The organism is Streptomyces hydrogenans, assembly GCF_014656075.1.
In the GTDB taxonomy this organism is placed as follows: Bacteria; Actinomycetota; Actinomycetes; order Streptomycetales; family Streptomycetaceae; genus Streptomyces; species Streptomyces hydrogenans.
The window spans coordinates 26,526-41,473 of sequence record NZ_BNBS01000016.1 but is presented as its reverse complement, the minus strand read 5'-3'; the positions used below and the strand labels follow the sequence as shown (position 1 = coordinate 41,473).

Annotated in this window: 13 protein-coding genes and 1 riboswitch; of the genes, 1 reads left to right on the top strand and 12 read right to left on the bottom strand. The window is 72.2% G+C overall.

Annotation, left to right across the window (positions count from 1 at the left end):
* Window positions 1–62 precede the first annotated feature (62 nt).
* The 9 genes from IE321_RS09740 to IE321_RS09700 form a co-directional block, all read right to left on the bottom strand.
* On the bottom strand, window positions 63–1,355 hold the full coding sequence (locus tag IE321_RS09740) for a class I SAM-dependent methyltransferase (RefSeq protein ID WP_190222514.1): 1,293 nt from the start codon (window positions 1,353–1,355) through the stop codon (window positions 63–65).
* Window positions 1,356–1,528: 173 nt separating this feature from the next.
* Window positions 1,529–2,920: an NAD(P)/FAD-dependent oxidoreductase gene (locus IE321_RS09735; RefSeq protein ID WP_043229816.1), complete on the bottom strand. Its 1,392-nt coding sequence runs from the start codon at window positions 2,918–2,920 to the stop codon at window positions 1,529–1,531.
* A gap of 370 nt (window positions 2,921–3,290) precedes the next feature.
* Window positions 3,291–4,205: a Ppx/GppA phosphatase family protein gene (locus IE321_RS09730; RefSeq protein WP_043229815.1), complete on the bottom strand. Its 915-nt coding sequence runs from the start codon at window positions 4,203–4,205 to the stop codon at window positions 3,291–3,293.
* On the bottom strand, window positions 4,202–4,744 hold the full coding sequence (locus IE321_RS09725; protein WP_190222513.1) for a DUF501 domain-containing protein: 543 nt from the start codon (window positions 4,742–4,744) through the stop codon (window positions 4,202–4,204). The genes IE321_RS09730 and IE321_RS09725 overlap by 4 nt, the downstream gene beginning before the upstream one ends.
* A gap of 22 nt (window positions 4,745–4,766) precedes the next feature.
* Window positions 4,767–5,237, bottom strand: a complete 471-nt coding sequence (locus tag IE321_RS09720) for an FtsB family cell division protein (protein WP_043229813.1) — start codon at window positions 5,235–5,237, stop codon at window positions 4,767–4,769.
* Window positions 5,238–5,327: 90 nt separating this feature from the next.
* Window positions 5,328–6,614 carry a phosphopyruvate hydratase gene (gene eno / locus IE321_RS09715; protein WP_043229812.1) on the bottom strand — a complete coding sequence of 429 codons (1,287 nt, stop codon included), beginning with the start codon at window positions 6,612–6,614 and terminating at the stop codon, window positions 5,328–5,330.
* A gap of 287 nt (window positions 6,615–6,901) precedes the next feature.
* The gene (locus tag IE321_RS09710) at window positions 6,902–7,642 is read right to left on the bottom strand and encodes a LysM peptidoglycan-binding domain-containing protein (RefSeq protein WP_190222512.1); all 741 of its coding nucleotides are present in this window, start codon (window positions 7,640–7,642) and stop codon (window positions 6,902–6,904) included.
* Between the two features lie 4 nt (window positions 7,643–7,646).
* Window positions 7,647–7,822, bottom strand: a riboswitch (cyclic di-AMP (ydaO/yuaA leader).
* Between the two features lie 263 nt (window positions 7,823–8,085).
* The gene (locus IE321_RS09705; RefSeq protein ID WP_190222511.1) at window positions 8,086–9,207 is read right to left on the bottom strand and encodes a transglycosylase family protein; all 1,122 of its coding nucleotides are present in this window, start codon (window positions 9,205–9,207) and stop codon (window positions 8,086–8,088) included.
* A gap of 142 nt (window positions 9,208–9,349) precedes the next feature.
* A complete protein-coding gene (locus tag IE321_RS09700; protein ID WP_190222510.1) occupies window positions 9,350–10,726 on the bottom strand; it encodes a cytochrome P450 family protein in 1,377 nt (458 codons plus the stop codon).
* Window positions 10,727–10,848: 122 nt separating this feature from the next.
* Between IE321_RS09700 and IE321_RS09695 the strand changes: the two genes are divergently transcribed.
* A complete protein-coding gene (locus IE321_RS09695; RefSeq protein ID WP_051842671.1) occupies window positions 10,849–12,060 on the top strand; it encodes a globin domain-containing protein in 1,212 nt (403 codons plus the stop codon).
* On the opposite strand, the gene IE321_RS09690 is transcribed toward IE321_RS09695, so the two are convergent.
* From IE321_RS09690 to IE321_RS09680, 3 genes are all read right to left on the bottom strand, one after another.
* Window positions 12,057–13,025, bottom strand: a complete 969-nt coding sequence (locus IE321_RS09690; RefSeq protein WP_043229806.1) for a nucleoside triphosphate pyrophosphohydrolase — start codon at window positions 13,023–13,025, stop codon at window positions 12,057–12,059. The genes IE321_RS09695 and IE321_RS09690 overlap by 4 nt on opposite strands.
* Before the next feature lie 26 nt (window positions 13,026–13,051).
* Window positions 13,052–13,744 (bottom strand): SurA N-terminal domain-containing protein, encoded by a 693-nt coding sequence (locus IE321_RS09685; protein WP_190222509.1) that lies wholly within the window; start codon window positions 13,742–13,744, stop codon window positions 13,052–13,054.
* Window positions 13,745–13,866: 122 nt separating this feature from the next.
* Window positions 13,867–14,862 carry a glycosyltransferase family 2 protein gene (locus IE321_RS09680; RefSeq protein ID WP_043229804.1) on the bottom strand — a complete coding sequence of 332 codons (996 nt, stop codon included), beginning with the start codon at window positions 14,860–14,862 and terminating at the stop codon, window positions 13,867–13,869.
* Between the last annotated feature and the right edge of the window lie 86 nt (window positions 14,863–14,948).

The following is a 14,948-nucleotide window of genomic DNA, read 5'->3' as shown; positions in this document are numbered from 1 at the left end:
CCGCGGTACGACAGAGGGCCGGGGTTCCCACGGGAACCCCGGCCCTCTCCCCTTCCCTCCCTCTACTCCGTCCACTCCCGCGGCCGCAGCGGCAGCCCGCCCGTCCCCGACGCGGGCGTCCGCACCGCCAGGAACTGGTTCACGCCGATCCGGTTCCGCTCGAAGGAGACCGCCGAGGCCGCCATGTAGAGCCGCCAGATCCGCGCCCGGCCCGGGGAGACGAGCCGGACCGCCCGGTCCCACTCCCCCTCCAGGTTCGCCACCCACCGGCGCAGCGTCAGCGCGTAGTGCTCGCGCAGCGCCTCGACGTCCCGGACCTCGAAGCCGGCGGCCTCCAGGGTCGTCAGGGTGCGGCCCATCGGGGCGAGCTCCCCGTCGGGGAAGACGTACGCGTCGATGAAGGCGTCCACGTGGTACGCCTCCTCGTCCGGCTCCGGGCGGCGCGAGATCTGATGGTTCAGGAGCCGTCCGCCGGGCTTCAGGAGGCCATACAGCAGGTCCGCGTACTCCCGGTACCGCACGGCCCCGACGTGCTCGGCCATGCCGATGGAGGAGATCGCGTCGAACGGCCCGTCGGCCACGTCGCGGTAGTCCTGGACGCGGATCTCGATCCGGTCGGTCAGCCCCTCCTCGGCGATCCGCTTGCGGGCGAAGGCGGCCTGCTCGCGGGAGAGGGTGATGCCGACGACCCGGGCGCCGTACTCACGGGCCGCGTGGATCGCCATCGAGCCCCAGCCGCAGCCCACGTCGAGCAGCCGGTCGCCCTCCTTCAGGGCCAGCTTGCGGGCCACCAGATCCAGCTTGTCCCGCTGGGCCTCCTCCAACGTCCCGCCGTCCGCCCAGCGGGCGCACGAGTAGACCATCGAGGGGCCGAGGACCAGGGCGTAGAAGTCGTTGCCCACGTCGTAGTGGTGACTGATCGCCTGCCGGTCACTGCGCCTGCTGTGCCGGGCGCCGTGGCCGCGGGCCTCCTCGGCCGGCGGCTTCGGCGGCGGCAGCGGTCCGGCCAGCCGCAGCAGCGCCCCGGCGGCGGCCCGCACCCGCGGGCCCCGCGCGGCGGCGAGCAGACCGACGCCCTCCCCGCCGCGCTCCCAGAGCAGCCCGGAGAGCCGGTCCAGGGCTTCGTAGAGGTCTCCCTCGACGTCGATCTCGCCGGCCACCCAGGCGCGGGCCAGGCCGAGTTCGCCGGGCTTCCAGATCATGCGGCGCAGCGCCCTGCGGTCCCGGATCACCAGGACGGGGCCGCCGTCCGCCGGGCCGGCCTCGCTGCCGTCCCAGGCGCGCAGGCGGAGGGGGAGGGGACTTCCCAGCAGATCCTCGGTGAGCGTCGCGAGCCGCGTCGCGGCGTCGGCCATGGTGAAACACCTCCGTGGTCCTTGCCCCAGACTTGTCCGTCACCAAGGGAACACCGTCGGTAGGGGTTTCCCATCCCGCCGCGACGCAAGGACTCGGCAAAACGCGCCGAAAGCACGCCGAAGGGCCGCCCGCACCACGGATGACGGACGGCCCTTCGGTACTGCCGGGGGTGTTACGACGCCTTGGCCTTCTCCGGGGCCGGGGCGGCCGCGGCGGGGGCCGGGGCGGGCTTGGCGGCCTCGTAGAACTCCTCGCGCGGCGTCTCCATGGCGCCGAGCGAGACGACCTCGCGCTTGAGGAACATGCCGAGGGTCCAGTCGGCGAAGACGCGGATCTTGCGGTTGAAGGTCGGCATCGCCATGCCGTGGTAGCCACGGTGCATGTACCAGGCGAGACGGCCCTTGAGCTTGATCTTCATCTTGCCCATGACGATCATGGCGACGCCCTTGTGCAGACCGAGTCCGGCCACCGCGCCCTTGTTGGCGTGGCTGTACTCCTTCTGCGGGAAGCCGCGCATGCCGGACACGACGTTGTCACCGAGGACCTTGGCCTGGCGCAGGGCGTGCTGGGCGTTCGGCGGGCACCAGGCGCGCTCGGCCGGGACGCCGGCCTTGATCGCGGCCATGTCCGGCACCTGGGCGTTGTCGCCCGCGGCCCAGACGTAGTCCATGCCGTTGACCTGGAGCTTCTCGTTGCAGTCCACGTGGCCGCGGGGGCCGAGCGGCAGACCGAAGCGGGCGAGGGCCGGGTTCGGCTTGACGCCGGCGGTCCACACGATGGTGCTGGAGTCGACCTCGAGGCCGTTCTTGAGCACGACGTGGCCGTCCACGCAGGAGTCCATCGAGGTCTCGAGGTAGATCTCGATGCCCCGGCTCTCCAGGTGCTCCTTGCCGTACTGGCCGAGCTTGGGGCCCACCTCGGGAAGGATCTTGTCGGCGGCGTCGACCAGCACGAAGCGCATGTCCTCGCGGGACACGTTCGTGTAGTACTTGGCCGCGTCGCGGGCCATGTCCTCGACCTCGCCGATCGTCTCGGCGCCGGCGAAGCCGCCACCGACGAAGACGAAGGTCAGGGCCTTGCGGCGGACCTCCTCGTCGGTGGTCGAATCGGCCTTGTCCAGCTGCTCGAGGACGTGGTTGCGCAGACCGATGGCCTCCTCGATGCCCTTCATGCCGATGCCCTGCTCGGCGAGGCCGGGGATCGGGAAGGTGCGGGAGACGGCACCCATCGAGATGACCAGGTAGTCGAAGGGCAGCTCGTACGCCTCGCCGACGAGCGGCGCGATCGTGGCGACCTTGCGGTCCTGGTCGATGGTGGTGACCCGGCCGGTGAGCACCTCGGCTCCGCGCACGACGCGTCGCAGCGGGACGACGACGTGGCGCGGCGAGATGCTGCCGGCGGCGGCTTCGGGGAGGAAGGGCTGATAGGTCATGTACGACCGGGGGTCGACGACCGTGACGGTCGCCTCGGCGTAACGCATCTTCTTGAGGATGCGCCGCGCGGCGTACAGGCCAACGTACCCGCCGCCTACGATGAGGATCCTGGGACGCTCCGTGGTGCTCATGGCATCGAGTATCCACCCACGGATGGGGGGTACCTCGTGCGCCCCTTCACAAGCTCTCCGGGGTGCTCTGCTACACTCCGCCGCCCACGTGATCCACGTCATGGTCCTGCAAAGGAACCGGAGTGCACTGGTGAACGTTGTTCACCGCTGCTGAACTGGACTGGAGAGCCCCCGGTAACGCTGAACCAGGGGGTGCGTTCACACGATGGAAACTTCGAGCGAAGTGGCCTCCGCACCTGCGAAAGGGTCCTGAGGACCCCCTCGGGAGCCCCAAAGACCTCCCTCGGGTGCCATCAGGACCCTTTTCCTTGTGAAGAACTTCACGAAGCTTCTCCGGCGGGGTGCCGCCGGACCCCTCGATAGCTGCCCGCTATGCCACGGATAGGGCGATCCCATCGAGGATGTCGTGCTCGCTGACCACGACCTCGGCCGCTCCGACCCGCTCGACGATCTCCTGGAGCACCAGCGCGCCGGCCACGATGACGTCCACCCGGCCGGGGTGGACGACCGGGATCGCGGCCCGCTCGTCGTGGGTGGAGGCGAGCAGGCGGGCGACCACCTCGTCGACCTGCGCGCGGGAGACGCGGGAGTGGTGGACCTTCTCGGAGTCGTACTCCGGCAGCCCGAGGGCGATGGCGGCGACCGTGGTCACCGAGCCGGCCAGGCCCACCAGCGTGTCGGCCCCGGTGATCGGCACCGTCTCGGCGGCCAGGTCGAGGGCGGCGCGGACGTCGGCGCGGATCGCCTCGGCCTCCTCGGCGGTCGGCGGGTCGTGCCGGACGTGCCGCTCGGTGAGCCGGACGCAGCCGATGTCGACCGAGCGGGCGGCCTCGACCTGACGGTTCCCGGTGACGAACTCGGTCGAGCCGCCGCCGATGTCCACCACGAGGTACGTCTCCGTGCCGGACAGCTCGCCGGTGGCGCCCGCGAAGGAGAACGCGGCCTCCTGGTCGCCGGTGATGACCTCGGGCTCGACGCCCAGGATCGCCACCACGCCGTCGACGAAGTCCTGCCGGTTCTCGGCGTCGCGGGAGGCGGAGGTGGCGACGAAGCGGACCCGCTCCGCGCCGAGCTCCTCGATGACGGCGGCGTACTCGCGGCAGGCGGCGAAGGTGCGCTCCAGCGCCTCGGGGGCGAGCCGGCCGGTCCGGTCGACGCCCTGGCCGAGCCGGACGATCGTCATCCGCCGGTCCAGCTCGACCAGCTCGCCGGTCTCGGGGTGCACGTCGGCGACGAGGAGGCGGATGGAGTTGGTGCCGCAGTCGATTCCGGCGACCCGGGTCACTCGCCCTTCTCCTCTTCCTTGTCCGCGCACGGGTTCACGCAGGGGCCCTTGGCCCACCACTCGGGGAGCATCGCGAGGGCCTCGTCGCCGAACGGGTTCACGCCCGGACCCGCGACCAGCGAGTGGCCGACGAGGACGTGCAGGCACTTCACGCGGTCGGGCATGCCGCCGGCGCTGGGGAAGCCCTCCAGGACCTCGATGGCGTCGCGGCGGGCGAGGTAGTCCTCGTGCGCGGCGCGGTAGGCGGCGGCCAGCTCGGGGTCGGTGGCCAGCCGGGCCTGCATCTCCTTCATGACCCCGTTGGCCTCCAGGGTGCCGATGGCCGAGGCCGCCCGGGGGCAGGTGAGGTAGTACGTGGTCGGGAAGGGGGTGCCGTCGGGCAGCCGGGGCGCGGTCTCGACGACGTCCGGGTTGCCGCAGGGGCAGCGGTGCGCGATGGCGCGCAGGCCGCGCGGCGGCCGGCCCAGCTGGGCCTCGAAGGCGGCGACGTCCGCCTCGGTGGGCTCGGTGCGTTCGGTCTGCGGAGGGGGCGTTTCCATCGTGGATCCTGAGTCGGGTCGGTCAGTGGCGGTCGGCGTTGTCGACGCCGTCCCAGAGGTTGTCGTACCAGGGCCGGTCGGCCGTGCCCTGGTCGGCGCGGGGGCGGTCGGCCGCCCCGGGGTCGTTCACGGTGAAGCCGGTCTCGCCGGGGAGCACGTAGTGGAGGTGCTCGCGGGCGAGGCGGCGGACGTAGGCCGGGTCCTGGAGGCGGGCCTTCTCGTCCCGCAGCTCCTCGACCCGCCGGGCGGCCTCGGCGGCCCTGCGCTCCTGGTCGGCGATCTCGCCCTGCTGGGAGACGTAGCTCCTTATGGGATAGGCGAGGGCGACGACGAGGGAGCAGACGACGAGGGCGAGGAAGGCGGCGCGGCCGGTGAGCCGGGAGCGCCGGGCCTGGCGGCGGGTCTGGGAGCGGTAGACGCGGGCGGCGGTCTGCTCACCGAGCAGCCTGATCCGGGTCGAGGTGGAGAACCGGTCCCCGTTCTTCACGGCCATGCGGTGTCGCCTCCCCTGGTCACACGTACGTCCCCGCACACGGTACGGGACCGGGTGCGGGGACGTACGTAACCACAGGTGCCGGGCAGGTCAGCCCTTGAAGCGCGGGAAGGCGCTGCGGCCGGCGTAGACGGCGGCGTCGTCGAGGATCTCCTCGATGCGCAGCAGCTGGTTGTACTTGGCGACGCGCTCGGAGCGGGCCGGGGCGCCGGTCTTGATCTGGCCGCAGTTGGTGGCGACGGCGAGGTCGGCGATGGTGACGTCCTCGGTCTCGCCGGAGCGGTGGGACATCATGCACTTGAAGCCGCTGCGCTGGGCGAGCTCGACGGCGTCCAGGGTCTCGGTCAGCGAGCCGATCTGGTTGACCTTGACGAGCAGGGCGTTCGCGGACTTCTCCTCGATGCCGCGGGCCAGGCGCTCCGGGTTGGTGACGAAGAGGTCGTCGCCGACGAGCTGGACCTTCTCGCCGAGGCGCTCGGTGATGACGTTCCAGCCGGCCCAGTCGTCCTCGAACAGCGGGTCCTCGATGGAGACGAGCGGGTACGCGGAGACGAGCTCCTCGTAGTACTCCGTCATCTCGGCGGCGGAGCGCTCCTTGCCCTCGAAGAGGTACTTGCCGTCCTTGTAGAACTCGGAGGCGGCGACGTCCAGGGCGAGGGCGACGTCCTTGCCGGGCACGTAGCCGGCCTGCTTGATGGCCTCCAGGATGAGGTCGAGCGCCTCACGGTTGGAGCCGAGGTTCGGGGCGAAGCCGCCCTCGTCGCCGAGGCCGGTGGAGAGGCCCTTGGTCTTCAGGACGGACTTGAGGGTGTGGTAGACCTCGGTGCCCCAGCGCAGCGCCTCGGAGAAGGACTCCGCGCCGATCGGGGCGATCATGAACTCCTGGATGTCGACGTTGGAGTCGGCGTGCGACCCACCGTTGAGGATGTTCATCATCGGAACGGGCAGCAGGTGCGCGTTCGGGCCGCCCAGGTAGCGGAAGAGGGGGAGGTCGCTGGCCTCGGAGGCGGCGTGCGCGACGGCGAGGGAGACGCCGAGGATGGCGTTGGCGCCGAGCGACGACTTGTCCGGGGTGGCGTCCAGGTCGAACATGGCCTGGTCGATCAGGCGCTGCTCGGTGGCGTCGTAGCCGACGAGCTCCGGGCCGATCTGCTCGATGACGGCGAGGACGGCCTTCTCGACACCCTTGCCGAGGTAGCGGTTCTGGTCACCGTCGCGAAGCTCCAGGGCCTCGAACGCACCGGTGGAGGCACCGGACGGCACGGCAGCACGGCCGGTGCTGCCGTCGTCGAGGCCGACCTCGACCTCGACCGTGGGGTTGCCTCGGGAGTCCAGGATTTCCCGGGCTACGACGACGTCGATGGACGGCACGAGCATCTCCTTCTGGGATGTGACGCTAGGTGTGACGCATGGGTCGCAAGGTCTCGTTCGCCTTGCGACAAGAGCCTAACCGGCTCCGGCGCTCCGGCCAGCCGACCGCCCGTCCCCTGGGACGAAAAAGGGCCCAAGAGCATGCAGCAGGGGACGAAAGACCCGGAATCTACTGGACAGTAACGGCAGAACCCCGGTCCGGAGCCACGGGGGAGGGGCTCGGAACCGGGGTGGTCACCGCGGGAGGGTCGTCGGGCACCGGTGAGCCGCCGGACTCACGGGTGCCGCGGGGCTCACTTCAGGTGGAGCTGCTGGCCCGGGTAGATCAGGTCGGCGTTCTCGACGACGTCCTTGTTGAGCTCGAAGAGCTCGGCCCAGCCGCCCTTGACGCCCTGCGCCTGGGCGATCTTGCTGAGGGTGTCGCCGGCCGCGACCTTGTACTCGCCGTCGCCCTTCTTGACCGTCTTGCCGGTCGGCGTGGTGACGGTCTTCTTGGCGGCGGCCTTCGGCGCGGCCTGGGTGCTCTGCTTCGGGGCCTGGCGCTGCTCGCTGCGGTTGGCGGGCTGCTCGGTGGTGCGCTTCGGGGCGCTCTGCCGGGTGCTCTGCTTCGGGGCGCTCTGCTGCTGCGGGGCGGCCGCCTCGGCGGAGCCGCCGTCGTAGGAGGCGCCGGAGAGGCCCACGCCACAGCTCGGCCACGCGCCCTTGCCCTGGCCCGCGAGGACCTTCTCGGCGATGGCGATCTGCTGCGACTTGCTGGCCTGGTTGGCGGTGGAGGCGTAGGCGGTGCCGCCGTACGCGGCCCAGGTGGAGGCCGAGAACTGGAGGCCGCCGTAGTAGCCGTTGCCGGTGTTGATCGACCAGTTGCCGCCGGACTCGCACTGGGCGACGCGGTCCCACTCGGAGGCGGTGGCGGCCGAGGCGGTGCCGGCGGCCATCAGCGGGGCGGCGACGGCCGCACCGGTGACGCCGACGAGGGCGACGACGCGAGTGGCCTTGGAGGGACGACGACGCTTGCCCGTGCCGGAGAACAGCATGGAGTTTCCTCTTCACCGACGCCTGTGAGGTGAGCTGTCGGGTTCGGGCTTGAAGAGTTCGCCCGGCCGCGTGTCCTTGCACGCGGCTTCACCCCCAGCCGGTCGTCGGCCGTCTGTCTCAACGGCCGGGACCGGCACAAACCTTGGGTCCCCCACTCCTGCCTACGGCGCTTTCGCGACGACATTCCCGGCGGCCGACGGCAGGACTCGGCGTTTCGGTCGACGGGGCCCGCGGTGGCGAGCGGTGTCGACCGTAGACACACAGGTGCTCGAAGTTCAAAGAGGCTCACGACGGACAAATCGCCCTTACTTGCACTCCGTCAGGCCTCGTTTGCGCAGGTGAGGACTGACGGAAGCAAAGTTTGCGGACGTGACACGCCAGTTGGGACGAAGAGACCCATGTCTCACTTTCCCAAAATCGGACATACGCCCCTGAAACGTCCTCACTTCTCCGACGGAGGGGTCGTCAGCTCAAGGCTCTGACCAGGGAGAATGAGATCCGGATCGGCCCCGACCGTCTGACGGTTGGCGTCGTAGAGGGCGTCCCAGCCCCCGGCGAGATCGTTCTCCCGCGCAATCTCCGACAGGCTGTCACCCGGCCGCACGGTGTAAGCGTCGCTTGCGTCCGCGTTGACGGGGGTTGAGGCGAGCTTGTCCTCAGCTGCGGCATGACGACCGGATTCGGCATCGGTGTCCGTTACGCCGGTTTCCTCCGGCGCCGCCTCACCCCGGTGCTTGCCCGTTCCGGGCGTGGCCGACGACACGTCAGTCGCGTCCGTACCGGGGGTCACGGGGGTGGTGGGAGCCAGCGGGGACTCCGAGGCGTCCGGCGGCGTGACGGGGGTGCCCGGCGTGCCCGTGGAGGCGTCCGGGGTGCCCGGCGCCGTGCTGCCGGGAGCGGTCGGGGCGGTGCTCGCCGGCGGCGTGGCCGTGCCGGTGCCCGTGGGGGCCGGGGTGGCGCTCGTGGCGGGCACGGAGGGCGTGGCGGACTTCGCCGGGGCGGTGACCGCCTCCGCCTTCTCCGCCGCCTTCTCCGTCTTCTCCTGCGCCCCGGGGGTGTGCCCGGTCGCGGGTGCCTCGGCCGGCGCGGCGGAGGAGGCGGTCGTGCCGCCGGTCCGGTTCGACTCCGGCGCCAGGCCGCCCTCGTCCTCCTGCTGCACGGCGGGGCCCGGCTGGACGCCGGTGGCCCGGCCGTCGTTCTCCAGGCCCGCGATGGGGGCGCAGGTGGCCCAGTCGGTGCTGCCCGAGGCGAGCGCCTTGTCGGCGATCGCGATCTGCTGGGCACGGCTGGCGAGGTCGGGGCTGGGGGCGTACGCGAGTCCGCCGTGCCGCTCCCACGCCTCCTGGGTCATCTGGAGGCCGCCGTAGGCGCCGTTGCCGAAGTTGGCGCTCCACTGGCCGCCGGACTCGCAGGCGGCGACCCGGTCCCAGGTGGCCGCGTCGGCGGCGGAGGCGGAGCCGGTGGCGAGCAGCGGCAGGGCCAGGGCGGATCCGGTCACTCCGGCGGTGACGACGATCGCGGGAGCCTGACGGGGTCGACGGTGTCGTCCGTTTCCGGAAAGCATGTCGGGGCCTTTCGCGTGACGGCGGGGACGGCAGGGACGGCCGGGGTGGGGCCGAACGTTGGCGCGAAACTAGCCGCATTCGAACGTCCGTCACAAGTCGATGGCTTCGCGATCACGCGAAGATCACATTTCTGACCCGTCGTCACCTGTCCTGCGGGGGTGCGGAAGGGGTGAACTCCACCGGAAGCATGCGCAATCCCCTCATGATGAGCCCGCCGCGCCACCGCAGTTCGCCCGGATCGACGCCAAGTCGCAGGTCGGGCAGGCGGGTCAGCAGGGTGGCGATCGCCGTCTGCGCCTCCAGGCGGGCGAGCGGCGCGCCCAGGCAGTAGTGGATGCCGTGGCCGTACCCGAGGTGCTGGTTGTCCGCGCGGGCGAGGTCGAGGGTGTCCGGGGCGTCGAAGCGGTCGGGGTCGCGGTCGGCCGCCGCGAGCACCACGAGGACCGGGTCGCCGGCCGGGATCACCTGCCCGCCGATGGTCAGTCCGGTCGTCGCGTACCGCCAGGTCGCCAGCTCGACCGGCCCGTCGTAGCGGAGCAGCTCCTCGACGCCGGTCTCCAGGAGGCCGGTCTCGCCGGCGGCGAGCGAGGACTGGAGGAGGGCGCGCTGCTCCGGGTCGCGCAGCAGGGCGTAGGTGCCGTTGCCGATCAGGTTGATGGTCGTCTCGAAGCCGGCGAAGAGCAGCACGAAGCACATGGCGACGGCCTCGGCCTCGGTGAGGTGGTCGCCGTGGTCGGAGGCCCTGATGAGCCCGGAGATGAGGTCGTCCTCCGTCCCGTCATCGCCCAGGCTCTCCCGCTTCCGGTGGATCAGCTCCGCCAGGTATCCGCGGATCTTCTTGACCGACCGCGCCACGCCGCCGCGCGGGCCCCCGCCGTGCCGGATCATCATCCCGGCCCAGTCGCGGAAGTCGTCCTGGTCCTCGGCGGGCACCCCGAGCATGTCGCAGATGGCGTAGATGGGCAGCGGGAAGGCGAACTCGTGGATGAGGTCGGCGCTGCCCCGCTCGGCGAAGGAGTCGATGAGCCGGTCCGTCAGCTCCTGCACGCGCGGCGCGAAGGCGGCGACGCGGCGCGGGGTGAACGCCTTCGACACCAGCCGCCGCAGCCGGGTGTGGTCCGGCGGGTCGATGTTGAGGAGGTGGGTCATCAGCCCGGCGCTGCGCTCGCCCGGGATGCCGGTCTTGCCCGGCTCGGCGTGGTGCGCCGGGTTCTTGGAGAGCCGCTGGTCGGCGAGGGCCTGCCGGGCGTCCGCGTACCGCGTGACGAGCCACGCCTCGACGCCGCTGGGCAGGGTGGTCCGACGCACCGGCGCGTGCTCCCGCAGCCAGGCGTACGCCGGGTAGGGGTCGCTCGCGAACTCCCAGCTGAACAGCTCGGGCACGAGGCCGCCGCCGGGTCCGTCCGCACGGTCGCCGGAGCCGTCGCCGCGTCCGTCCGCGGTCCCGGAGGCGGGGCAGGAGGCCGGGGCGACAGGGGGTGTATCGGACTTTCCCGGCACATCGGGTGCGGGGGGCATCGGGGCGGATCCTTCACTCACGTCCCGACCGTACCGTCCGGCACTCCGCCGACCTCCCGCCGACCTGACGTGATCACCGCCCGGTGATCACCCCGTGACGGCCCGTGCCCTACATTTCCGGCGTGGACCTCCCCTTGCTCAGAAGCACGTTCGCGGTCGTCGAGAGACGGGCCGAACACGCCGTCACGTACTTCTACTCGCACCTCTTCTGGCGCAACCCCGGCGTGCGTGAGCTCTTCCCCGAGAACATGGTCCCGCAGCGCGACCGGCTGTTCGCCGCGCTCACCCACGTGGTCACCCGGCTCGACGACCCGGCGCTGCCCGGCTATCTGGAGCGGCTCGGCCGCGACCACCGCAAGTTCCTCGCCACCCCCGCCCTCTACGCGGCGGTCGGCGAGAGCCTGCTCGCCGCCTTCGCGCACGCCGCCGGGTCGACGTGGACGGTGGAGGCGGAGAAGTCGTGGTCGGAGGCGTACGGCCTGGTGGCCGACCTGATGCTGCGGGGCGCGGACGAGTCCGCCGCCGCCGGGGAGCCCGCCTGGTGGGACGCGGACGTCGTCGGCCACGAGCGGCACGGCGACGACCTGGCCGTGCTGACCCTCCGCCCCCGGCGGCCGTACCCCTTCCTCCCCGGCCAGTACGCCGGCGTCAGCTCGCTCCGGGTCCCGCGGGTGTGGCGCACGTACTCGCTCGGCAACGCGCCCCGCGAGGACGGCACGCTCGAACTGCACGTCAGCCGGATCCGCGGCGGGGCCATGTCCACGGCCCTGGTCGCCGGGGTCCGGCCGGGCGAGACGCTGCGGCTGAGCGCGGCCGGCGGCGCGGCGGTCGCCGCCACCGCCCCGGGCGGGCTCCGCACCTATATATGCGCCGGTACGGGCTGGGCGCCGGTCAAGGCGCTCCTGGAGGAGGCGGCCGGCGCCGACCCGGAGGCCGAGGGCCGGATCTTCGCGGTGGCCCGCTCCCGGGAGTACCTGTACGGACGCGAGGAGCTGGACGCGCTGGCCGCGCGGCTCCCCGGTCTGAGCGTCACCTACATCACCTCGGCCCCCCGCCACCCGCGCGACCAGGCGACCGAACGCCTCCTCACCGCGCTGCGGGCCTGCGGCCGCTGGCCCGACCACGACGTCCACCTGGCCGGTCCGCCCGGCTTCCTCACCGAGGTCTCCGAGGTCCTGGCCGAGCTGGGCGCCGACCCGGCCCGCACCCGCCACGACGTCCTCCCCCGGGTGGGCCGCTTCACCACCCGCCCCGCCTCCCGCGCCGAATGGCTCCTGGAGCCCCCCGCCGTGCACTGGCACGACCCGGCGGCGAGGGCCCCCGGCGCGTTCTAGCCGCCCTGGACGCCCTCCGCAGCCCGGATCGCGTCCCGGTAGGCCCGGGCCGCCGCGCGCAGCGCCGCCTCCGGGTCGACTCCCTCGGCCTCGGCGCGGACCGCGAGGGCGAGCAGTTCGTAGCCGATGCCCTCGCCCCGGGGCAGGGGGGCGTCGAGGCCGGCGGTGCGGACGCGGCTCGCCAGCTTGGCGGCGAGGGCGAGGCCGGGCTGGCCGACGGGCACGCCGTCGGTGACGGACTCCCGGCGCTTCTCGGCGGCCTTGGTGCGCAGCCAGTGGGCGCGGACGTCCTCGGGGGTCTCGGCGGTCTCGTCGCCGAAGATGTGCGGGTGGCGCTGGATCAGCTTCTCGATGAGCGTGGCGGCCACGTCGTCGACGGAGAACGGCTCCTCGGCGTCCTCCTCGGCGATCCGCGCGTGGAAGACCACCTGGAGGAGGACGTCCCCCAGCTCCTCGCGCAGCTCGTGCCGGTCGCCGGCCTCGATCGCCTCGACGAGTTCGTACGACTCCTCGATGGCGTACTTCGCGAGGCCCTGGTGGGTCTGGAGCGAGGACCAGGGGCACCGGCGGCGGATGACGTCCATGACCTGGACGAGGTCGAGGAGGCGGGCGCCGGGGAGGTCGTACGAGCCGGGCAGCAGTTCCAGGTCGGGCATGGACAGGCGGCCGGAGCCGGCGAGCCGGGCGAGCCCGTCGGTGAGGGCCCGGTCGCCCTCGCCGGAGGGCAGCACGAGGACCGTGCGGCCTCCGGCGCAGGCGGCGACCAGCTCCTCGGCGGTGGGGCGGACGTGCTCGACGGCGACGCCCGCCTCCCGCAGGTACGGCAGCTGGGGGTGGTCCTCGTCGGGGCACAGGACCCGGTCGGCGTCCCGCAGCGCCTGCCAGGCGGGCCAGGACAGCAGTCCGGGCGCCACCCGGTGGCTGGCGGTGAGCAGGACGACGCGGCCGGGGTTCTCGGAAGTCACCCTCCGAACCTACCCCGGGCGCGGGGTCAGCCCGGAAGCTGCTCCGGGCCGGCGGCGGCCGGGTCCTTGCTGACCTTGAGGAGCCAGGGGGCGGTGTCGGCGTCGGTGTCGAGCTGGACCCTGGTGTCGTCCCAGGCGCCGTAGCGCGGGTTCACGTCGATGTCGAGGGACTTCGACGCGGCGGTGAAGAGGTCCTGGAGCTTCTGCTGGCCCTCGGGGGTCTCGGTGATCCCCTGCTTCTCGATGATCTTCGTCATCAGGACGTTGCGCCGGACGACGTCGTCGACCTGGGCGGGGGCGACGCCCTGCTGCTGGAGCAGGACGGCCTCCAGGCCCTCCTCGCCGCCGTTCTCGCGGACGAACGCCTGGCGGGTCTGCTGGAGTTCGGCGCGGCTGGCGGTGACGCCCTGGTCGGCGGCGACCTTGCCGAGGATCCGGTCGAAGATCAGGCCGTTGAGCTTCTGCCGGCCGAGGTCGCCGGTGGCGGCGATCAGCTGGGCGGACTGCGGGGACGCGGACTGCGCGTCCCGGGCCGCCTTCACCTGGGCCTGGAGGGTGGAGACGTCGATCCGCTCGCCGCCGACGACGGCGGCCGCCCCCGGATGGGCCTCGCCGCCGCACGCGGTGAGCAGCGGGGCCGCGGCGAGGAGCGCGGCGGAGAGGGCAAGCGCGGTGCGGCGGCGTGCGGGGCTGTCGTGGCGGCGGTCGCGGCGGTGCAAAGGAGCCTCCCGGGCTGGTCGTGCGTCAGTTGGACGACCTTGCGGTGATCGATGTTAGGGAGTCGCCGGGACCGTAGCCACTACTTCGCGGAGACAACTTGGGCGTCACCGCGTCACGGAGGTCACTTCCGGACGACCGTCTCCCACAACGAGGCACCCGCCGCCCGGGTGTCGGCCCGGGCTCCCTCCTTCTCGCGGCCCGTGTGCGTCTCGGCGACCAGGTAGTGCGGCCTGCGCTTCACCTCGTAGTAGATGCGGCCGACGTACTCGCCGATCAGGCCCACCATGACCATCTGGACGCCGGCGAGGGCGGTGACGGCGACGAGGAGGGTGACGTAGCCGGGCGTGTCGACGCCGTGGGCGAGGGCGTCGACGACGATCCAGCCGGCGTAGGCGAGGGCGAGGGAGACGAGGAGGAGGCCGAGGTAGACGGCGGCGCGCAGCGGTTTGTTGTTGAAGGAGAGCAGGCCGTCGAGGCCGTAGTTGAGGAGCTTTCCGAAGGTCCACTTGGACCGGCCCTCCTCGCGCACCGCGTTCTCGTAGGCGAAGGTCGTCGTCCGGAAACCGACCCAGGAGAACAGCCCCTTGGAGAAGCGGTTGTACTCGCCGAGCCCGAGGACCGCGTCGACGGTGCGCCGGGACAGCAGCCGGAAGTCGCCGACGCCGTCGACGAGTTCGACGTCGACCAGCCGGTTGATCGCCCGGTAGTAGAGGCGGGCGGTGAGGGTGCGGGTGACCCGGTCGCCCTCGCGGGTGCGGCGGGCCACGACCTGGTCGTACCCCTCGGCGTGCAGCGCGACCATGCGGTGCACCAGCTCGGGCGGGTGCTGGAGGTCCGCGTCCATGATGACGACGGCGTCGCCGGCCGCGTGCCGGAGCCCGGCGAGCATCGCGGCCTCCTTGCCGAAGTTGCGGCTGAAGGAGACGAAGCGGACCCGCGCGGGGTCGGCGGCGGCGAGGTCCCGCAGGATCGGGAGGGTCCGGTCGCGGCTTCCGTCGTCCACGTAGACGATCTCGAAGTCGCCTTCCAGGGCGTCGAGTTCCTTCGTCACATGGGTGTGGAAGCGGGCGAGGACGTCCTCCTCGTTGAAGCAGGGGACGACGAGAGAGAGCAGCACATCCGACACCCAAGGGCAGGCCGGTGACCCGCCCGCCCCACCGGGGTGACGACGGGGCGACCATTGCGTGAACTGCCCCGCGCCCG